We start from the raw sequence: 21,792 nt of genomic DNA on the forward strand, positions 1-21,792 counted from the left end.
CAGAAGTCTTACCCCCTTCACTCCAATCAACAAGTGCAAATTGTCAACATTAGGCTTTAACACAGCCTATACAAAAAAAGAGACCACAAACTGCACTATAGAATATGCATCTATAGCGCGCTGCGGTCTCTCTAAAACTCCTGACAATATATTAACTTATCTCTAGTATACTACAATTTTACTTATTTGTAAACTTTTGTTGCTTCAATTGCTTTTTTCCAGCCTGTATATAACTCTTTACGACGTACTTCTTCCATTTTCGGTTCAAAAGAACGATCCATGTTCCATTGCTTTGCAATTTCCGCTTGGCTCTCCCAGTATCCTGTCGCAAGACCTGCTAAATACGCAGCGCCTAAAGCCGTCGTTTCATTCACGACTGGACGCTCTACTGGCACATGCAATAAATCGCCCTGAAATTGCATTAAGAAGTTATTTTTCACAGCACCGCCGTCCACTCGCAATGTTTGCAGGTTGATACCGGAATCCGCCTCCATAGCGTCTAGTACATCCTTTGTTTGATACGCCAACGATTCCAATGTTGCACGGATAAAATGTTCCTTTGTAGTGCCTCGTGTTACGCCAAACACAGCACCTCGCACCTCACTGTCCCAGTACGGCGTACCCAGTCCTACAAATGCAGGCACTACATATACCCCCTCTGTAGAATCCACGCGTTCTGCATATAACTCGCTTTCCTGTGCATCTTTGATCATGCGTAGTCCATCTCGGAGCCATTGAATAGCCGATCCGGCCACGAAAATGCTCCCTTCAAGCGCATAGGTTACCTTTTCATCAAGCCCCCAAGCAATGGTTGTTAATAATCCATGCTCAGAAGCCACTGCTTTTTCACCTGTGTTCATAAGCATAAAGCAACCTGTTCCATACGTATTCTTTGCCATACCTTCTTCAAAGCAAGCCTGCCCAAACAACGCTGCTTGTTGATCGCCTGCAATTCCGGCAATTGGAACGGATTGTCCAAAAAAGTGGTATGGTGTCGTATAACCATATATCTCAGAAGAAGGGCGAACTTCCGGTAGCATGCTTTTTGGTACGTTTAACATTGCAAGAAGTTCTTCATCCCATTGTAGTTCGTGAATATTATACATTAATGTTCTTGAAGCATTAGAATAGTCCGTCACATGTACCGTACCGCCAGACAGCTTCCATACGAGCCACGTATCAATCGTTCCAAATAAGAGCTCGCCATTTTCCGCTTGTTCACGCGCACCCTCTACATGATCCAAAATCCATTTTACCTTTGTTCCTGAGAAATATGCGTCAATTAATAGGCCCGTTTTCGTGCGTACAAGCTCATCATAGCCTTCTTTTTTTAGTGTTTCACAAATATCCGCTGTTTGACGTGATTGCCATACAATCGCATTGTAAACAGGTCTGCCTGTTGCTTTTTCCCACACGACTGTCGTTTCACGCTGATTTGTAATACCGATACCGGAAATTTGCTCAGGCTTTACATTTGCTTCACTTAAGCAGCTTGCGATAACAGCCAAAATGGAGCCCCAGATTTCATTTGGATTATGCTCCACCCAGCCTGGCTTCGGGAAATGCTGTGTGAACTCCTTTTGTGCTGTGTGAATGATTTTACCTTGTTTATTAAACAACATTGCACGAGAACTTGTCGTGCCCTGATCTAGTGAAAGAATATATGTTTCCATTACTACACCCTCCTAAAAAAAACTCTCGTCTCTACATCATAAATTCTGACTAGCTGATTTGCTTTATAACTCCCTATGATTTATGATTTAAAAAAGAAGAGACCACACCCATGTTCTTTTACCTTTATGTAAAAGTTTCTGAATGTGAATCTCTTTTTTCTCCGTCACAATTATTAACTTATTTATAATAGTAAACATTTTTGTAAGCGGTGTCAATGCATGATATTCATTCCTTTTCATAATATCGCCACAGACTACGGTCAGATGTTGTAATCGCCGTTGCCCCTGCGGCTAACGCCTTTTCTGCGTCTTCTACACTACGAAGAAACCCGCCTGCTAGAATTGGAATTCCCGTTTGCTCTTTCACATCAGCAATTACCTCCGTAAGCGCGCCGGGCAACACCTCGATATAATCAGGCCGTGTTTTTTCTAGCAAAGCATAGCTTTTCTCAAGTGAACTTGAATCAATTAAAAAGATGCGCTGTATAGCTATTACACCCTTTTGCTTTGCTTTTGTGATGACATTTGCTTTTGTAGAAAGCAGACCGTACGGTTCGAATTCTTGGCACAAAAACTCAGTTGCATACGCATCACTTTGCAGGCCACGAATTAAATCCACATGCAAAAAGACCTTTTTTCCATGGCGTTTTGCTAAGGAAACAACACTTTTCAGTTGCGCTACATGTAAATCCAGAAGCACGATGTATGTATACTTGCTTCGCAATAGTTTTTCTAAATCTTTAATTTGCCGTACTGCCGGCAATATACGTTGTTCATAAATTTCCATTTGTTGTTCCTTTCCTAGCAAATATTCTCTTTCCTAATTTAAAAAGAATATTTGCTACACACTATATACATTAGACAACAAAAAGCCGGGCACGCCGGCTTATAAAAGAAGGGTGTTTTCGTCCTTCTTCGCATTGCGCCGCTCCTGTTCTGCACGCAAGCGCTTCATGTACACTTCTCCTTCACGTTCAATAAACTCTTGATCCATCTCTTCTTCTTTTTTTGCTGTATGCAATACCATGTAGCCACTCACTACAATCCCAATCATCACAAGGTATACCCACCATGCTAATTCCATATTTTCACCCCTCAGACAAGCTGTTTTATTACAACTATATGAGGAAGCTCTACTGTTTATACCTTAGCTATGAAATTTGGGTTTATAGAAGGAACGGTTTTCAAGCGCAAAGACACGCTCTGTATATTCTCCTGGTTTGACGCGGCTGAGTGCACGGTCCATCATATTCATTTTCGCATCTAAATTATCAATATAATGCAAAATTTCTGCTTCTCGTACCATCGGTGGCTTTGGACTGCCCCATTCTCCCTTACCGTGATGACTTAAGACAATATGCTGTAAAATTAAAACCTCTTCACCGACAATTTGTAGCTCATCCGCGGCCTTAGAAATCTCGCCTACCATAATGGAAATATGGCCAAGCAAATTGCCTTCTACTGTATAGGTGGTAGAAATGGGACCAGACAATTCAATAACCTTGCCAAGATCATGTAAAATCACACCTGCATAGAGTAAATCTCTGTCTAAGGTAGGATACAAATCTGCAATGGATTTTGCCAGCTCTAGCATAGATACCACATGATAAGCTAAGCCTGAAACAAACTCATGGTGATTTTTTGTTGCAGCTGGATACTCTAAAAATTGCGTCTGGTATTTCTTTAATAAATACCTTGTTATGCGCTGCAGATTTGGATTGCGCATCTCAAATACAAATTGTGTGACCTTCTCCAGCATCTCTTCTTTTGTTAAAGGGGCACGCTCTAAAAATTCCGACACATCCGGTGCTTCATGTGGCTGTAAAATGCGGATTTGCTTCAGCTTTAATTGAATGCGCCCCTTATAGTTTTGAATATCGCCCGCAACTTTTACGATTCGCTCGGCCACGTACTGTTGCTCATCTTCTTTTGAAACGTCCCATAGCTTTGTTTCAATTTCTCCGCTTTGGTCCTGAAGCATTAGAGTAAGAAATGGCTTGCCATTACTAGCAATTCCTCGTGCGGCTGACTTAATAAGCAGAAGCACCTCTACTGATTCACCAACCTCATATTGTAAAATTTTCTTTTTCATATTCGTTCCTCCAGCGTAAGTTATATTTATTATACCATGACAGGTCAGTCTGTATGAGTATTCAAACAAACTCTGCGCCTTTTAACTGTATTGTTTCAGAGTTATCAAAGAACGCTAGCAAATGGGCATGACAGGTAAAAAAGATCACTTGCCGCTTTTGCGCAATGTGATGAAGCAAGGAAACAGCCCTCTCCGTTCTCTCTCGGTCAAAGTGTACAAAGCTGTCATCTATCACCAAAGGAAGCTTCCGATCTAGCGTATCCGCCAGCGCTAGGCGTAATGAAAGGTATAGTTGCTCGGCAGTAGCTTGACTGAGTTCATGTGCCGCAAACCTTATACCATCCTTCCGCTCCACTATAAATCCACTTTCATCTTTGGGGGCAAATACACGCTGATATCGACCATTTGTTAAATGAATAAAATATTGCTCTGCTGATTCTAACGTACGGGGTAATTGCTCATCATGATAACGCGCCTTCGTTTTTTCCAGCATAGTCTTTGCAACGCTATATGCTGCCCATTTCTTCATTTGCTCACGTAAGTTCTCCTTACGTACTTCCCATTCATGTAAAAGCTCCGGATAAGCGCCCCCATCTTCAAGTCCCGTTATTTCTACCTGATACTTTGCAATTTGTTCCTGTAGCTGCCGCTCTGTTTGCTGCATACGCTGCAGTTCTTTTGTATAGGTTTCATACAACTCTTCATAGTTGTTTATCCAGATTGTTCGTTTTGTAATATCTACAAGATGCAGTCGTTCTTGCAGTATATTAATTTGTGTATTCATGAAAGACAATTGCCTTTTTATGCTCTGTACCTCTTCATATTCTTTGCCGCGCTGATAAAATGACTCCTCACTGGAAGCTGCCGCTGCTTGCCAAAGTTCATCTCGCTCCTTGACATATGCAGCATGTGCATGCTGCAACTCTTCATATTCAGCCTGTTTTTCAGCTAGCTCTTCTATCACTCGTTGCTTCTTTACTTGCTTTTCTTTTTCAGCCTGCACAAGTGCATATATACTATGCAGCATGCCTGATATAGAACCGGAAGCAACGTGAAAGCTCTGCTTTAACACTAAAACCTTTTGCTCAAATTGCTTTGTGCGCTTCATTATATCTTCATACTGCTGTGTTTTCAGCATAATCTCACGCTGCAATTGTTTCATCTTTTCCAACTTCTCAAAAGCTGACAGCAGCTGAGAATGAGGAAGAGAATGTGGTAAGGCATACTTATTTCTTATACGTTCTGTTTCTTTTTCTAATTCATACGAGGTTTGCTCCCATTCCTCATATTGCTGCAAAATCCGCTCATATAATTTCTCTGCTTGCTGTAATTTAAAAAGCTCTACCTCTTCTAATTGTTTCACAACATCATTACGAGGTGCTCGATTCATCATCCAAAATACAACGGTTCCTGCAAAAAGTACCAAGCTGAATATGGATAAGCCTGTAACTCCAATCAGAAGGCCTGCTGCAAATAAGAAAATACTAATAACTAACCCTACAGCTAGCACTTTTATATTTGCATGGGAAGTACTCTTGTGAGCATGCCCTTTTCTTTTTCCTTTAATATGCTGCACACGCTCTTCCTGTTCCTCCAGTTGCGCTTTTACTTCAGTAAAGCGCTCATCAAGCTGATGCTTCTGCTCTGAGAGTCTTTGTGCTGTTTGTACAAGTTGTCTCATAGCTTCTTTTGCAGCTAGACTCGTATCTATTTCTTGTACATCACGTAATACACCAGTACTTTCTTGTAGCGTAAGTAAATCTTTCTTCATTTGGGCAATAGAACGATTCATAAGCTCCAACTCTTGCTTTTCACTTTCGTAAGACATATGACTGAGACGACATTCATCAACAAGAGCTTCTTGCTTCAATAAATCGGCGGATACACGCAACTCGTTGAGTATTCTTGTTTCATCTTGTATCTTTTGTTCAAGAGCCGCCATTCGTGCGCGGATGGGTTTCCACTCCGCCATTAAAGCTTCATATCTAGCAATGCCGTTTACGGGAAACGAAACTGCAGAAAAAGTATGTAGAAAATCCTCATCCTTTTGTCGTTGTAGCAGGAGTGGTTGCAATGTTTGCATGGTTTCGCAATCCTGTATATGTAATCGTATTTGCTCCTGCTCTATACGCAGAGCCGCCATTTGCTCTTCACATTCTCGCTTTTTCCTTTGCCATTCCTCATATAAGCCAAGTTTTGTACGCCATTTCTTAACTGACTCACCTAGCTTTGCAAGTTCCTGTAATCCAGCATTAATGATGGGTTTTCTACCGTTTGGCTTAAAAAGAGCCTCTATCTCACTACTAAGCTCTTTTTCCATTCTAAGCAATATATCCGTCCCAACCGCACCTGCTGAGAATAAATAATTACCGAGATCTGTACGGCTTACCTGCCTAATATTTTGAAGCCCATGCATATCAAACGAAAATACCGATTCAAACAAGCCTATATCAATGCCTTTTAACAGCTGTTGCAACACTTCTTCTCCGCCTTGCATTCCGTCTGAAAAGTAAACTATCACCTCGCCTACAGATTGCTTGGGAATACGCTCCACGCGAATACGCCCATATTCTTCTGTCATCATCGTAATGGCACCTCCATAAGCAGCACCACTTTTCGGCTCATATCTGTATTGTCCTCTTATCGGAAAACCAAACAAGATACTTTTGATAAAGGAACGAATTGTTGATTTTCCGGCTTCATTTTCTCCGTATAGTACCGTAATATCCTTCAAAGACAGATCCATCTTTTCTATGCTTCCATATCCGTATATATGAAGGATTTCTAATTTCATCTCTCCACCTCCCCGATCATGCGAAGTAAAATCCGTTTTGCTTCTTTTTGAATATCTTGTTTCTCATCTTCGGAAAACATTTCAATCTGCCGACCAGATGCAGAAGTTCTTAGGGGGCGTAAGATACTATCCATATCATTAAACTGGCTACCTTCCCCTAGCAACGAAGCAAAGAAAGGATTGTCCAATTGTGCACGCAGTGCTTTATGCGATATCGTATGATTTTCATACTTTATAATATAAACAAAATCCTCACGCTCTTCTGTGCTTTGTAAAATATGAATAAATTCATCCAACTCTTGCTTGAGATAAAAAGACAATTCACCACAACCTGAAAAAATTAAAGATACAAGGGCTCCCCCTTCTGGATTACGAATTGTATTGAGCGCCTGATAGCAAGCTTGTAAAAGCGCATCGATATGTTCCAAATTTTCAATTGAAACCTCAATTTCATGCCAAATTAAATCAGATGTTGGTATAAATGTCTGCGTAACAAAGTCAGCTTCCATTCGGACCAAATAACACCCTTTTTCCCCTAGCTCTTTACGATGTCTACCTTGAATATTTCCAGGATATACAATGGGAGGGTGATGTCCTACGATACTTCGTTTATGGATATGACCAAGGGCCCAATAGTCAAAATTTTTCTCCTGTAGTTCACGAATTGAAAACGGCGCATAACGACTATGATCTTCATCACTTTCTAAGCTACCGTGTAACAATCCAATATGAAAAGGGGCATCCCCCATTTTCTTATATTGTGCGGTCATATTGTCTCGAACAGCTTTTTGATGGTAGCTAAAGCCATATAATGCAGCTAAAAGTACTCCGTCTCGGTAATATAATTTTTGTTCCACATACGGCTGGCTAAAAACATGCACATTGCGCGAAAACGAAATCCCTTCCCAATTTCCGCCCAAATGATCATGATTTCCATGAATAATATATACCTGAATGCCGTATTCTTCTAGACGCTTTAATTGGTCTCTAACAAATAACTGTGCGCGTAAACTCCTTGTTTCCGCATCATACAAATCACCAGCCAATATGACAAAATCTACGCGTTCTACAATTGCTTTATCAATGATACGCGTGAATGAACGGAAAGTACTTTCTCTCATCTTCTCAAACAACCAAAGAGGAACTTGTCCTTGCATACCCTTAAACGGACTATCAAGATGCAAATCCGCTGCATGAATAAACGTTAATGATGTCATCAACGAAACTCCTTTTCTTATGTAAAATATGCGATTACAAATTAAATGAAGAATCTTCTTTTAGATTAGAAAAGAGGAGTAAGCGTTGTATAAACATAGCTAGAGCTTATGTATGGCTCGCACCACGTCATTTATAAGCAAACATCTTTCCTACTCTTCTAACTTATAAAACATATGTACTACTTTATGTCTTATTGTAGCATGCTCACCAATAAATTTCTTTTTGCATACCAATCATTTTTATGTCAAAATAGTAATAACATTCTGATTTTATTTTAAAGGGGAGAAAAAAATGGGCGTTTACACAATCACAGCTTATGAAAAAGACGGGAAAAAGTTAATTGATAAAACCTTTGAGGCAGCTAGCGAGGCAGAAGCAAAGCGAATTGGCGAGCAATTGCTTCGTGAGCATCATGTATATGAGCAGACGCATCGCTGCACGAGCGCGAGCGGAAAGCTCATTCTATTTCAACGCTAAGAAGCACGGAATCACCGTGCTTCTTTTCGTCTTATTTCCCTTGAAACACTGGTATGCGTTTTTCCAAAAAAGCCGCGATACCTTCTTTATGATCTGCAGTGGCACGCATACGGAATTGCCCTTCTTTTTCAAGCTCAAGCACTTGAAGTAAGGATTGTTTATTTCCTTCACACAAAATTTGTTTCGTTTGCACCATTGCCTTAATTGGTTTTTGCAACCACGCTTCTGCTTTTTCCCTTACCGCTTTTGGGAAATCTTGTGCTACTACTTCATCTACAACACCTGCTTTCAGTGCCTCATCGGCCGTCATACGCTTTCCTTCCCAAATAATTCGCTTCGCTGCCGTGGTACCCACACGGTTTTGCAGGAAGAAGTGACCGCCACCATCTGGGATAAGAGCAATACCGATAAAATTCATCGCAATGACAGATGAAGTGTCAGCAATAACATAGTCCGCAGCTAAAGCTAAACTTAATCCAAGACCAGCAGTAGGGCCGTGTATCGCACTGATAACCAATTTAGGCATTGTATACAAAGTAACAACAAGTTCAGAGATCGTGTTCATAATCGGCAAAAATTTACTTTCATCAGAACTTGATAGCATCGATTTAATATCACCCCCTGCAGAAAATCCTCTCCCGTTTCCGCACAATACAACTACATCAACTGCGCTCCCTGCTACTTCCTTTAGCTTATAAAGCAATTCCTTTAACGTTGCCTCATCTAAAGCATTTAAAACAGCTGGGCGGTTTAACATTACCGTTGCAATACGGCCTTCATATTTTACAATAACGCATTCTGTAGAACTTGATACAGTCATTTTCATATCCCCCTTTATTGTTCACACTATACAATTTGAGGTGATATAGAAGAAATCCTTCTTTTTTGTAATGTTACAAAAATATTAGCTTGCGAATTGATATGAAAAAAGCTCGGCTATTAATCCGAGCTTTGATGCAACATATGCGATTCGTATGTGTAAATTCCACTTTTCTCAGTCAGTGCAGCTTCATACATACTTGTCGCAACATCTTTTGCATGAACTGGTTTATATTTACGCAGTGGCCCCTTAAACAAAAAAGGAAGAGCCGTACTCATTTTCTCTGCTGTTTTTTCGCCTAGACGAAATTCTTGCCTGTCCCCTAGTAAAAGTGACGGGCGAAATATATGCAAGCTTGGCAAATACAACTTTTTTAATTCTTCCTCCGTTTCTCCTTTAACGCGGCTATAAAAGACAGACGCACTAGCATCCGCATTAATAGAGGAGACGATAAGGAATTGCTTTGCCTTATACTGCTTGGCAAGATTTCCAGCGGCTAGTGTATAGCCATAATCAACCTTTTTAAAGTTTTCTTGTGTTTTAGCTTTTTTAATCGTGGTGCCAAGACAACTGAACACATCGTCCACTTCAAAATGCGCACCATACTCCTGCATGCGGTCAAAATCAATCTCAATCTGTACAAGCTTTGGATGATTGACATGGAGCTTACGGCGTACCAAAACGGTAATCTTTTGATAAACTTCAGAGACTAATAATATTTGTAAAAGCTCCGATCCTACCAATCCTGATGCTCCTAAAAGCAGCGCTGTTCGTTTCAATCACATTCACTCCTTTTTCCTGATTTATAATCTTACTGCTCTCGCTCTTGAACACGACGAACGATTGCGGTTACCAGCTTTCTCGGCATAAAGCGAATACTGCCTGCCAGAATGCGATTTTTTAATCCTGGAATGACAATGGTTTTACCACTTTGGAATTCTTTATAAGCAATAGCGGCAACCTGTTTTACATCCATAACACCGCTCTTAAATAGTTTAGATGCACCAAGATCTGCACGATTTGAAAACTCTGTTTGTGTCGGACCTGGACAAAGCGCGGTTACCTTGATATTTGTATCTTTCAATTCATTTTCAAGCGCTTCTGTAAACGAAAGCACATATGCTTTTGTTGCATAATACACAGCCATCAATGGTCCCGGCTGGAATGCCGCAGTTGAAGCTACATTTAAAATACCGCCTTTGTTCCGCTGCATCATTCCCGGTAAAAGTAACTTCGTTAAATGTGTTAGCGTCTTTATATTTAAATCAATCATATTAAGCTCTTTATCCAAGTCAGTTTTTGCGAATTCTCCAAACAAGCCAAATCCAGCATTATTTACAAGATAGTCTACCTGCACATGCTTTTCCTGCAATTCTTTGTATGCTTCACTTACAGCATCTTGATTAGAAAGATCCTTTGCAATGATGGTAGCCTGTGTGCCATATTTATTCTGTAGTTCATTTGCAATGTTTTGTAAACGACTTTCATCACGCGCTATTAATACAAGATGGTAGCCACCCTTCGCGAATAAATAAGCAAGCTCTTTCCCAATACCGCCCGATGCACCTGTAATTAATACTGTCTCATGTTTCATCTATATCAACCTTTCTTATACCCTTATGATTAAATGTTTAAAAGCTTAAACATTTAGTTGTAATCTAATATATATCTTTTCTTTCGTCAAGATATTTTATAAGAAATTTCAACTGCAAGTCCATAACCTAAAAAGCTGCCTGAATTCGGGCAGCTTTTTAGGTTATTTTATTTAACCGTTGTTGTGAACATCTGGCGAAGGACAAATTTTTGCAATTTACCACTAGCATTTCGTGGTAGTTCTTCCATAAAAATATACTGTCTTGGACGCTTATAATCCGCAATGCCGTTTGTCCCCTTGCAATATGCATCAAGCTCTTCTGCCGTAAGGTTTGGATTTTTTTTCACAACCACTGCTACGACGCGCTCACCCCACAATTTATCCGGCTCGCCTAGCACTGCTACATCAAGCACGTCTTCATGACTATGCAAGAAATCCTCTATTTCACGTGGATAGATGTTCACACCGCCGCTGATCACCATATCATCCACACGGTCAGCTACAAATAGATATCCATCACGGTCCATATAACCGAGGTCTCCGGAATGATACCAACCTTTATAAGTCGCTTTTGTGGTTGCTTCCGCGCGATTATGATAGGCAGCCATCATGCAAGGACCCCTCATAATAATTTCTCCAACCTCATAAGGTGCAAGTACGTCATCCGGCTCCGATACTCCTTCTTCATTCGGTTTGACAATACGAATTTCGTGATTAAAACATGCTTTTCCTGCCGAACCAGCTTTTGTAAGTTGGTCTTCCTCTACTAAAAAGGAGACAACTGGTCCCATTTCCGTCATACCGTAAATTTGTACCAAGTCAATATGCAGACGTTCTTTACATTCCTTTACAAGAGAAGGTGCCATTGCCGCTCCCCCGTAGATACCAATTTTCATAGTATCGAGTTTATAACGTGTTATATCCTCCTGCAGTAGCATATTCCACATCGTAGGAGCGGCGAAGAATGTTGTAATGCCTTCCTCTTGAATCGTGTTTAATACTTGTTTTGTTTCGAATTGATGCAAAATCACATTCTTCGCGCCCACATGCACCCGAGGTAGAATGCCGGCATGAAGCTCGCCGCAATGATATAAAGGTGCTGTTACAAGCCCGACTGTATCACGTGAATATTTCAGATAATATGTACAAATTAAACTATGCTCTGCCATTTCACGGTGACGGTGCAATACTCCTTTTGGATGCCCTGTTGTGCCGCTTGTATACATAATAGAACAGTAATCCGATTCTTCGACTGTTATAAAAATAGGTTGATCTATTGCTTTTGCAATATGCTCATGGTAAGAAGTTGCAAAAGCAGGTGTTTCTCCATCGATACACCAAAAGGAAATAGACGTAAATTTTTCTGCCAGTGTTTCTACAGTTGCTGCCACAGCCTGTTCAAATAATACTACTTTTGGCGATGCATCTTGTAAAATATAGGATACTTCTCTTTCTTTTAAACGGAAATTAATAGGATTAAAAATAGCACCAATTTTAGCACAAGCAAAGTAAGCGGTTGCAAATTCACTCGAATTATAAAGAAATGCAGATACACAATCCCCTTTTGTAACACCATTTGCAAGGAAAGCATTTGCCGTTTTATTCACTTGTTCTTCCCATTGTTTATACGTCCAACGTATCCCTTTTGCAGGTTCTACAAGTGCCTCTTGATTTGGATAGCTTTGCACGCTCAAATCAAAGATTCTCCCAATCGTCATAAACATCGCACATTCCTCCTTGAGTAAAGTTTACCTTTGTATAATTTCGCTGATTGGTCAAGCCCCTCCTTCTCTGATTGAAAAGAGACCTCAGATAAAATAAGTCATTTCTCGTCATTTCCCTCGGTTTTTCGTTGTATTTCTACACAAAAAAGCCATCCACTTTTGGATGACTTGTCATGTATCACGCGAATAGCTCACTTAAAATTTTCAGTTTGTCTTCTGTATATTTCATATAGTTATCATTATAGGACTTTGGATCTTTCGGGTTCGAGAACTGCGTAATTACGCCTGTTTCTGGATGAATAAACTTACTAGATGCTCCGCACCCAAGACCAATAATGGTTTGTACCTCTTCCATAATAACAATGTTATAGATACTTTCTTGTCCTGGCATCGCATAGCCAACATTTTCAAGATTACCTAAGATGTTCTTTTGGCGATACAAGTAATATGGTACATAACCATTCTCTTTCGTCCAATCCTCCGCCGCGTACATCATTTCCGTAATTTCTTCACGACTTGCCACTTTATACTTGCGCTTGTTTTGTGTCATTTCAGAAGCGCGTTTAAAGGAAAGTGTATGAACCGTCAGCGATTCCGGCATCAGCTTCTCTGTTTCTGCCAACGTATGATGAAAAATGTCCAAACCTTCTCCTGGTAAACCGATAATTAAATCCATATTGATATTATTCATTCCCATTGAACGTGCCAAGTGGTACTTTTCAATCGTTTCTTCTACCGTATGATGACGACCAATCGCCTTTAGTGTTTCTTGATGATATGACTGCGGATTAATACTGATGCGGTCGATATTCCATTTATTAAGCACATCGAGCTTTGCCGGTGTAATGGTATCCGGTCGCCCCGCTTCTACAGTTACCTCACGAATGTTCTTCACATCTGGAAACGCCTCGTATACTTCCTCATACAGCATGTCCATTTCTTCTGCTGTAATACTCGTCGGCGTTCCACCGCCGTAATATACAGTTGTAATTTTAATGCCTTTGTCCTTTAGAAACTTACCAACTTCGCGAATCTCATAATGTAAGCCGCCTAAAAAAGAGTCAACAGAGCCTTGTCGCCCATTAATTGCATAAGCTGGGAATGTACAGTATGCGCACTTTGTCGGACAAAACGGGATACCAATATAAATACTCACTTCTTGCTTCAAATTATATAAATCCGGCACGACCGCAAGTTGCCGATCAATAATACGCTGCATCAACTCAATTTTTTCATCGTGAATTAAATACTCATCACGTAGCTGTCTGTGTGCCTCTTCTTGTGACAAACCACTTTGCAATTTCTTATGCAGCAATTTCGTTGGCCTTACCCCAGTCAAAATGCCCCATTTCTGTTCAATACCCGTAAACTGCTGTAAAACAGAAAGATACACATAGGAAACCACATGTTTTACCTGTTTAAAACGTTCTTTTTCCGTTTCAAAGCTTGTGACATCTTTAGAGAACGAAGCACTGTAAGTTTTACCTGTCGCCGCCTCCATTAACACAGCGGAAGCTGTCACTTCCTCTTCTCCTTCTATATGAATCGCAACAGTAAGCTCTCCGTCTTCTCCGAATACGATAGTACATTCTTCAAAAAACAAGCTGCCAATCAATTGCAGCGGACGCAAAAAACGCTCATCCTGTAATTGTTGAATAGTTATTTGCAATGCTCCTCACCTTTTCATTTCAGACTTTCTTTAGTGTACTTCAGGAGTAAGAAGCGGTCAACCAGGATGTATAATGGTAAGTTTAAGCAAAGAGGCTGTTCCACTTTTGGGACAGCCTCTGCTTGCAAGATTACCAACGCTTGATTCTAATATGGTCTTTCAAGAAATCAAGCGGAAACTGTTTACGGAAGTGTTCTTTAATCATATACGTAACACCATTTTCATTATTAGAGCGGGTAATCCAGCCAGCAGCACGTTTCACTTCAATAGTTGCATTCCCCATTGCTACACCAAGTCCAGCGTGTTCAATGGCTTCTAAATCATCAATGCTGTCGCCAATAATGACCATTTCTGATGTGGCAATTCCCAAATGCTGACCAACAATTTGTAGACCACGTAGCTTTGACACACCTGTAGGTAAAATTTCGATTTTATTACCATTACATTCTATGATGTTTACGTCCTCGAATGCATCACGAACAGTCTGCAATGCTTTTTCTTTATCTTGTTTACTAGCGAAAAATACGTCAATTCGCGCCGCTTCTACAGGCTGATCACGTAGTGTATCGCCTAACGATTCTACAAACTGGATAGGATAAAATACAGGGTCTGCATTTGAAAGTACGGCACGTGCAATGAGATTAGAGGACAGCTTGCGCCGGTTTCCTAAAGAAAAACGTTCGTGTGAAATACGTATGTTACAATCAAAATGTTCAAGTACCTGTACTAAGTTAAATGTCTTCTCTTCCGATAGCTTGCGTTGTACAAACGGCTCATCTAAAGATGACGCAACAAACGCACCGCTATGGGTGACAAGCAATGAATCCAGTTTTAGCGCTTTGGCCACTTTATGCGCCGACTGAAAATTACGGCTCGTATAAAGCGTCACGTATACGCCTTTTTCGCGCACGAAATCAATCGCTTCCTTTACGCCCTTTTGTAAACGGCCGTTGGAGCGAATGAGAGAACCATCTATATTAATAGCTAATAACCGATAAATCATAGAAGCCCCTCCTTTTCTAAGCTGTCGCGTCCTCATAAATAGCGTATGAAACGATGGGCTTCCTTAGAACAAATCATACTTCAAGCGTCTGTGAATTGACAAAAATGAAAGTGAGTTTTTTAGAACGGGAAGGTAGACCGCGTATTATGTAGTTACATAGCGGAGCTCGTGCAGTGGAAACCCACAGGTCTATATGAAACAGTTCTTGCCTTTGATTTTCTTACTATGTCTATATACGAAAAACTATTTGCACTTATAAAAGGAGTGTTCTGTATGAAATTACCTTTATCATTTTATGAATATGATACATTGACTGTCGCACGCCGCTTACTTGGACAACGATTAGTACACGTTGTAAATGGCAAAAGAAGAAGTGGTATTATCATAGAAGTTGAGGCTTACCAAGGACCTGAAGATAAAGCGGCCCATAGCCATGGTAATCGTCGTACTGCTCGCACAGAAGTCATGTTCGGTGCGCCGGGGCATGCTTATGTCTATTTGATATACGGCATGTATGATTGCTTCAATATTATTACAGCTCCAGAAGGCGTACCACATGGTATTTTGGTCCGTGCAATTATGCCTGACGAAGGAATAGAGGAGATGCTGTATGCACGATACGGCACAATAAATGTGAGTAAAAGTCAAATGCGTAACCTTACAAACGGGCCCGGTAAGCTGTGCAAAGCCATGTGCATTACAAGAGTTCACAATGGAGTATCATTATTTGGTAATACTCTCTACATTGAAGCGTGTAACCCCTTGCCCTATGAAATAACAACAGGACCACGAATTAATATCGATTACGCAGAAGAGGCCGTCCACTACCCGTGGCGCTTTTATTACAAAGGTCATCCAGGGGTTTCAAAATAAAAATAGCTTGATGCGCAATGCATCAAGCTATTTTAACTGAACGAGCCGCTTCCGCTTTTCTTATTGTCCAGCTCCAGCGGCTAGGTGCTACCAGCAGAGAACCTCCGCTCATAAAGGCAAAATGCGCCTTTTTGTTCTGAGAACCTCTGCCATTGCACCTGAACGAGCCGCTTCCGCTTTTCTTATTGCGCAAGAGGTCCGTATAATTCTTCAAGTGGCTTTAAGATAATTTTATTTAAGTCCCCAATCAGCATGTTCATACGTTGCTCTTGTTGCATTAATTGCGCAATTTTGGGATTTTGCTGAACTAGCGCAACAACCTGTTGTGCTTTTGCATTATCAGCTTCCGTGATTTGTTGTCCTTGCATCATTTTCTGTTGCAATTCCATTTGTACTGCACGAAATTGATCAAATAATTGTTTTGCTTGCGGATCTGCTTGCACATTCGCATAGCTTTGCTTTAAAGCGATAAAATCTGGATTTTCTGTAATTGCTTTTTGCAGCGCATATGCTGCATCATACATATTTGTAGCCATATATAATTCCTCCTTTTTATGTTCCTCACTAACTATAACAGACTCCCTATCATATGTATAATCCGGTCATAAGCGTTTCACCACTTTTTTTACATGTCATAAGCTGTAGAAAGATCGTTTAGGAAATGAGGCGTTTTCAATGTTTTCTTGTTCAACCGTCAAACTTGTCACTGGTAATGTGAAGAGTTTACATGAAATTCGCTTATCGAAGCGGCTCGCTATGCAGTGGAAACTTCGTCCAGGTGACTCTTTTACGATTTTTTTTGGTCTAACAAACGTGTTCGTGAATATTACTTCAATAGATGAGATTGGAAATCATATCGTTTGTCATCCAGAACTTTTATCACAACTTCTTTTACCAGAAGAACGCGTACTTAGGTGCAGTTATTTACCGTCTCATCAAGAGCTGTTAGTCGGTCCTGTCATTGCCGTCATCACAGAAATACAAAGCGCTTCATTCGGCAATATTTCTGCATTTTGCGAAGAGCTTGCAATCCTTTCCGAAAAGCAAGGCTACTTTTTTTATGTCACCTCTTTACCTTTGTGGAGTACAGGCTACACGTATGAAGATGGCTCATGGGTCTTAAAGAAAGTCCCCTTTCCGAGTGTGGTACATAATCGTATACACTCACGTAAAACAGAACAAAGTGATGATTTTGCCAGTTGGAAAGATCTCATTACACAGCACGGTATCCCTTACTTTAATGAGCGTTTCTTAAACAAGTGGGAGATTTATAACACTTTAGAAAATTTTTCTTATTTACAACCATACGTACCGCGCACGTATTTATTTACCAGCTTTTCTGCTTTACAAGATTCTCTCAGTATGTTTCCTGTTTTATTTATAAAGCCAGCATACGGAAGCCAAGGACGCCATATCTTTAAAGTTACGAAGCAAAATGAGCAATATATCCTAGATTATACTACGTTTCAAGGTGATATTAGTCGTTCGTATTCATCGGTAAAAGATTTATTTTTAACGCTCAAGCATTATGTTGGAAAGCGTCCGTATATCATTCAGCAAGGACTCAGTTTGTACACATACACGGAGCGTCCCGTCGACTTTAGATTGTTGTGTCACTTATCTGACACAGGCTGGCGTGTTTCATCTTCGGTTGCTCGCGTTTCCTCTCCTCATGAGTTTGTTTCCAATGTTGCGATGGGAGGAGAGATGTATAAGCTAGAAGAAGTGCTGTATTCAGGTTTTGAACAGAAGGAAGTAAAACACCTAAAGAAGCTTCTTTATGAATTGGCTATCGAGATTGCAAAATGCATCAATCAATCCTATGAAGGACTATACGGGGAATTCGGTATGGACTTGGCAATTGATACATCCGGCAACCCCTGGCTGTTGGAGGTAAATGTAAAACCGTCTAAAAATATGCCTGCATCCGATCGCATAAGACCTTCTGTACGCTCTATATTAGATTATTGTTGTTCAATTGCTCAACAACCGCTAAGGAGGAATTAAAATGATGCTTGGTTTGTTATCAATACGTGCAACTGAAATGGAATATTTCACTGAAATTGCGAAACGAGGACATTTATACAATATACAAGTTGTCCGCTTTACACCTACTGACATCAATCCGGCTACAGAACTCGTATCCGGTTTTTTATTTCATAATGAAACGCAAAGATGGAAAAAGGAAATTTTTCCAATCCCTTCTTATATATATGACCGCTGTTTTTACAATAGCTCAGATGCCTCTCGTAAAGCAAGACCGATTGTCGACTGGTTGAAAAAACGCCCTAGCACAACTTTTTTAGGACATGGGCTACCCGATAAAATGCAAACATACGCAATCTTGCAAAAACATAAAACTGTTGCTCATTACCTTCCAGTTACTGAAACAGCTACAACGGAAAGTGTATGGGACGATATCAGTAAGAAAGGCGAAGTGATTTTAAAGCCGCTGCAAGGTTCTCAAGGGAACGGACTTTGTCGTATCATCATGCGCCGAAAAGGCTTTGAAGTATATATACAATCTGTAAAAGATGTGAAGCAAGAGCTTTTTCAAACAAAAGATGAGCTTATGAATTGGCTAAACATTACACTTCGCCGTCCTTATGTTAAGCAGCCTTATCTTTCTGTACAAGATCGGATGGGAAGACCCTTTGATATTCGCATTTTATTGCAGAAGAACGAACAAGGTAAATGGCAGGAAGCAGGGCGCGGTGTAAGGATTGGCGATGAGCAAAGCTTAGTTTCTAACCTCAATGCCGGCAGTCATGCATTCTCCTACTCTACTTGGAAACAATCCTATCCGCGCCGTGATATAGCGTTATTCGAAAGTGATTTGCACACTCTAATCTCAGCCGTTCCTGCAGCCCTTGAGAAAGAACTTCCTCCTTTATTTGAGATTGGAATTGATGTAGCTTTTGACAGAAGTCGTGCGGTATGGTTACTTGATGTAAACTCCAAGCCTGGACGAAAGGTATTGCTTGAAAGCAACCCTTCCTGTGCCGAGGGATTGTATCGCGCTCCGCTTTTGTATTGTCATTCTCTAGCTAAGGGAGCGGATGTGCTATGAACCGGAAACAATTCCAGCTTGCTGAAGGAACACGAGAGCCTGGTATCGTGTATGTGCCATATACTGTCTCAGAAACAAATGCACTGCGATATATCTCCTTTGGTACTTGTGTTGTACCCTGTGAAATAAAAACAGACTACTTATCAGATTCTACCATTACAATTGGACGTGAGGTGTTACAAGAGCTACGCCTGCCTTTTTTATCTGATATACATGTCTTCCTGCATGATGATACCATTATTATCGGACCTTTGATTGGGATTTTTACAGCTGGCTTTACAGAATCTCAGCTCAGGCCCATTGGAGAACGCTCTTTATTTTTTGCAAATCTCTTAACCTCAAAACCAGCTCAAAAGGCTTATTTATTTGTATTCGGTTCTCATAACATCAATTGGCAAGAAGGGATTATCACAGGCTACTTCTATAACCAAGAGCGCTGGGTACAATATGATATCCCTTTTCCAAATGTTGTATATGATCGCCTTCCCAATCGCAAGACAGAGAATCATCGTGCCATCGCACGTGTGAAAAATCGACTACAGCAGGAATACTTAATCCCATGGTTTAACCCCGGCTTCTTTAATAAATGGGATATTTATACCTTGTTGAAAAACGATAAAGAAGTAGCCTCCTACCTGCCCGAAACACGGTTGTTTTCCGGATTTGAAGAAGTCGAACTTCTTCTCTCTAAATACAGACATGTGTATATTAAACCTATGAATGGGAGTCTGGGTAATGGGATTTATCAAGTCAGATACTCCTTTGAGCATAATGAATATTACTGCCGCTACCGTGATGAAGAGGGAAATAAACTTAGAAAATATCATTCATTGGAATTTTTAATGAACCACCTTCTTGCAGACGTAGATTTGCATACCTTTATTGTACAACAAGGGATCCCTCTCCTACGTGTAAACGGCAATCCTGTAGATTTTCGAATTCATACCAATAAAAATCGAAGCGGCGAATGGATTGTGAGTGCCATCGCTGCCAAAATAGCTGGTCAAGGTAGCATGACCACCCACATTAATAATGGGGGGGAAGTGAAAACATTAGAAGAAATCTTCCCAGATGATAAGGAGCGTCAAACAATAAAGGAACGTTTGACAACAGTCACTTTACTGCTAAGCAAGCAGATTGATGCCACCGTCACTGGTTATATCGGTGAGATTGGCTTTGATGTAGGTGTTGATAAAAACGGACATGTTTGGCTTTTTGAAGCCAATTCAAAGCCCGGACGCTCTATTTTTGATTACCCGAAACTACGAGAAGGCGACCTTATTACCAAAGAGTTATTCCTCGATTATGCCTTGCATCTTACAGAAAAAGCGTTATTTACACCAGAGGAACTTTTTCAATGATAATTGGTTATAAAAAAGGCGTATGGTACTGCGATACTCCAAAACAAAGATTAGGTCACATCCTTTTGGATTCTCCTATTCCCATACAAGCTCAAACATTTGAAGTTCACGCACATACCGGTCGAGTCGGTCCTTTAATAGGCGTTCTCATAGGGGGAACTGCAGAAGGTAAAGGTTACGGAGACTGGAAAAGACTCAGCGCTTTGCTTCGTACCATCCGAGCTAACAACGGAATTGGTTTTCTTTTTACATCTTATAATGTAAAAAGTGATTACATTGTGGGTTACATGCAACAGAAGCAATCTTGGATTCCCTATCATATGCCTTATCCAGATGTCGTATATAACCGGATTCCCAATCGTACACAAGAGCAAACTAGAGAAGCACAGTATACACTAAACACTCTATCATGTAAAAATATTCCTGTCTTTAATTCGGAATTTTTTTCAAAGTGGGATGTTTACAAGGCTCTTTCAGCTGAAGAACAATTACAGCGCTATTTACCGGACACCGTTCTAATTGAAACTAAAAAAAATCTCTATCAACATCTCACTATTCATTCTGTTTTATATATCAAGCAGGCTCATGGTGCAAAAGGAAAAAAACTATTACGCATAACAAATCAAGGTGATATATTGCGTATTGAAAGACCTATGAATTCTCCTTATACATGTAGCCTTGAAGCGCTGTGGGAAATGTTTTGTCATGAACAATCCTCATTTATTGCACAGCAAGCAATTGAACACGATGAACATGACGGTAAAAAATATGATTTGCGCATTGTTTCTCATTATGTACACGGTTCTTTTAGAATTAGCGGTGTTGGCGTTCGTGTTGCAGGCAGTGGAAATATTGTTACACACGTGCCAAACGGTGGACATATTATTGCGTTAGAAGCGTTAGAAAGACCGGTTCGCTTCAAGGAACTGGAGCACCTTGTTGCTCTCTGCGGGCAAAGCTTAATAGCATCTTTTGGGTGTGTTCGTGAATTCTCACTAGATATCGGTGTCGACCCGAATGGACGTTATTATATCTTTGAAGCGAACGCAAAGCCGATGCGTTTTGATGAGCCTGTTATTGAAGCACAGGTCATGCAAAATCTTGTGACCATATGTTTTCAAGAAGCAGGATTTTTATAACATTATGTCGTATTCCATATAGCATCATCACCAAAGGGGAGACACATATGTTTACACACTTTCAATACAAGCCTTTATTCACTTCGTTGCCAGGATGGCGCATTTCTTTTTTCTTCCAAAAAACATACTATACAGCTACGTATCATAAAGATGGTCGAATTGAATGGGGAGATACTGTCCCTGATGCTAGGCATGAGCAAGAAATGCTGGCTCATATTCACGAGCTTATGCTGTATCACGTATATGAATAATAAAAACCCTTCAAAATGGAAGGGTTTTTATGTT

At 40.4% G+C, this 21,792-nt stretch carries 19 protein-coding genes and 1 pseudogene; 7 read left to right on the top strand and 13 right to left on the bottom strand.

What is annotated here, in order from left to right; translation table 11 throughout:
• Nucleotides 1–182: 182 nt before the first annotated feature.
• The 6 genes and pseudogenes from glpK to EEJ45_RS13050 all read right to left on the bottom strand — a co-directional run bounded on the left by glpK (nucleotide 183) and on the right by EEJ45_RS13050 (nucleotide 7,776).
• Entirely contained in the window at nucleotides 183–1,673 is a 1,491-nt protein-coding gene (glpK, locus tag EEJ45_RS13025) for a glycerol kinase GlpK (protein ID WP_124565242.1), read from the bottom strand.
• A gap of 226 nt (nucleotides 1,674–1,899) precedes the next feature.
• On the bottom strand, nucleotides 1,900–2,460 hold the full coding sequence (locus tag EEJ45_RS13030) for a glycerol-3-phosphate responsive antiterminator (protein WP_124565274.1): 561 nt from the start codon (nucleotides 2,458–2,460) through the stop codon (nucleotides 1,900–1,902).
• A 99-nt stretch (nucleotides 2,461–2,559) separates the two neighbouring features.
• Complete coding sequence (locus EEJ45_RS13035; protein ID WP_124565243.1) at nucleotides 2,560–2,757, bottom strand: sporulation YhaL family protein; 198 nt, start codon at nucleotides 2,755–2,757, stop codon at nucleotides 2,560–2,562.
• 63 nt (nucleotides 2,758–2,820) lie between these two features.
• Nucleotides 2,821–3,765, bottom strand: coding sequence for a 3'-5' exoribonuclease YhaM (gene yhaM / locus EEJ45_RS13040; RefSeq protein WP_124565244.1), 945 nt, complete (start codon nucleotides 3,763–3,765; stop codon nucleotides 2,821–2,823).
• 61 nt (nucleotides 3,766–3,826) lie between these two features.
• Nucleotides 3,827–6,499, bottom strand: a pseudogene (locus EEJ45_RS13045) (AAA family ATPase); the annotation flags it as partial.
• Between the two features lie 56 nt (nucleotides 6,500–6,555).
• Nucleotides 6,556–7,776: a metallophosphoesterase family protein gene (locus tag EEJ45_RS13050; RefSeq protein ID WP_124565246.1), complete on the bottom strand. Its 1,221-nt coding sequence runs from the start codon at nucleotides 7,774–7,776 to the stop codon at nucleotides 6,556–6,558.
• A gap of 292 nt (nucleotides 7,777–8,068) precedes the next feature.
• On the opposite strand from EEJ45_RS13050, the gene EEJ45_RS13055 reads away from it, so the two are divergent.
• Nucleotides 8,069–8,254, top strand: coding sequence for a YhzD family protein (locus EEJ45_RS13055; protein ID WP_124565247.1), 186 nt, complete (start codon nucleotides 8,069–8,071; stop codon nucleotides 8,252–8,254).
• Between the two features lie 31 nt (nucleotides 8,255–8,285).
• Here EEJ45_RS13055 and EEJ45_RS13060 read toward each other — a convergent pair whose 3' ends face one another.
• From EEJ45_RS13060 to EEJ45_RS13085, 6 genes are all read right to left on the bottom strand, one after another.
• Nucleotides 8,286–9,074 (bottom strand): enoyl-CoA hydratase, encoded by a 789-nt coding sequence (locus EEJ45_RS13060; RefSeq protein WP_124565248.1) that lies wholly within the window; start codon nucleotides 9,072–9,074, stop codon nucleotides 8,286–8,288.
• Nucleotides 9,075–9,193: 119 nt separating this feature from the next.
• Nucleotides 9,194–9,853 carry an oxidoreductase gene (locus EEJ45_RS13065; RefSeq protein ID WP_124565249.1) on the bottom strand — a complete coding sequence of 220 codons (660 nt, stop codon included), beginning with the start codon at nucleotides 9,851–9,853 and terminating at the stop codon, nucleotides 9,194–9,196.
• Between the two features lie 32 nt (nucleotides 9,854–9,885).
• Entirely contained in the window at nucleotides 9,886–10,668 is a 783-nt protein-coding gene (locus tag EEJ45_RS13070) for an SDR family NAD(P)-dependent oxidoreductase (protein ID WP_124565250.1), read from the bottom strand.
• Between the two features lie 167 nt (nucleotides 10,669–10,835).
• Entirely contained in the window at nucleotides 10,836–12,392 is a 1,557-nt protein-coding gene (locus tag EEJ45_RS13075) for a fatty acid--CoA ligase (protein WP_124565251.1), read from the bottom strand.
• A gap of 178 nt (nucleotides 12,393–12,570) precedes the next feature.
• Nucleotides 12,571–14,061 (bottom strand): coproporphyrinogen III oxidase, encoded by a 1,491-nt coding sequence (locus EEJ45_RS13080; RefSeq protein WP_124565252.1) that lies wholly within the window; start codon nucleotides 14,059–14,061, stop codon nucleotides 12,571–12,573.
• 130 nt (nucleotides 14,062–14,191) lie between these two features.
• Nucleotides 14,192–15,064: a Cof-type HAD-IIB family hydrolase gene (locus EEJ45_RS13085; protein ID WP_124565253.1), complete on the bottom strand. Its 873-nt coding sequence runs from the start codon at nucleotides 15,062–15,064 to the stop codon at nucleotides 14,192–14,194.
• Between the two features lie 273 nt (nucleotides 15,065–15,337).
• On the opposite strand from EEJ45_RS13085, the gene EEJ45_RS13090 reads away from it, so the two are divergent.
• A complete protein-coding gene (locus EEJ45_RS13090) occupies nucleotides 15,338–15,937 on the top strand; it encodes a DNA-3-methyladenine glycosylase (RefSeq protein WP_124565254.1) in 600 nt (199 codons plus the stop codon).
• A 182-nt stretch (nucleotides 15,938–16,119) separates the two neighbouring features.
• Here EEJ45_RS13090 and EEJ45_RS13095 read toward each other — a convergent pair whose 3' ends face one another.
• Complete coding sequence (locus tag EEJ45_RS13095; protein WP_124565255.1) at nucleotides 16,120–16,473, bottom strand: YlbF/YmcA family competence regulator; 354 nt, start codon at nucleotides 16,471–16,473, stop codon at nucleotides 16,120–16,122.
• Nucleotides 16,474–16,612: 139 nt separating this feature from the next.
• Here EEJ45_RS13095 and EEJ45_RS13100 point away from each other — a divergent pair, with 139 nt between their 5' ends.
• From EEJ45_RS13100 to EEJ45_RS13120, 5 genes are read left to right on the top strand one after another with little or no spacing between them, the layout of a single operon-like run.
• A complete protein-coding gene (locus tag EEJ45_RS13100) occupies nucleotides 16,613–17,944 on the top strand; it encodes a YheC/YheD family endospore coat-associated protein (protein WP_124565256.1) in 1,332 nt (443 codons plus the stop codon).
• A 1-nt stretch (nucleotide 17,945) separates the two neighbouring features.
• A complete protein-coding gene (locus EEJ45_RS13105) occupies nucleotides 17,946–19,007 on the top strand; it encodes a YheC/YheD family endospore coat-associated protein (protein ID WP_124565257.1) in 1,062 nt (353 codons plus the stop codon).
• On the top strand, nucleotides 19,004–20,368 hold the full coding sequence (locus EEJ45_RS13110; RefSeq protein ID WP_124565258.1) for a YheC/YheD family endospore coat-associated protein: 1,365 nt from the start codon (nucleotides 19,004–19,006) through the stop codon (nucleotides 20,366–20,368). The genes EEJ45_RS13105 and EEJ45_RS13110 overlap by 4 nt, the downstream gene beginning before the upstream one ends.
• Nucleotides 20,365–21,507, top strand: coding sequence for a YheC/YheD family protein (locus tag EEJ45_RS13115; protein WP_124565259.1), 1,143 nt, complete (start codon nucleotides 20,365–20,367; stop codon nucleotides 21,505–21,507). The genes EEJ45_RS13110 and EEJ45_RS13115 overlap by 4 nt, the downstream gene beginning before the upstream one ends.
• 47 nt (nucleotides 21,508–21,554) lie before the next feature.
• Nucleotides 21,555–21,758: a DUF5342 family protein gene (locus EEJ45_RS13120; RefSeq protein WP_124565260.1), complete on the top strand. Its 204-nt coding sequence runs from the start codon at nucleotides 21,555–21,557 to the stop codon at nucleotides 21,756–21,758.
• Nucleotides 21,759–21,792: the final 34 nt, after the last annotated feature.

The sequence above is a fragment of the Ectobacillus antri genome, assembly GCF_003852715.1.
Classification (GTDB): Bacteria; Bacillota; Bacilli; order Bacillales; family Bacillaceae_G; genus Ectobacillus; species Ectobacillus antri.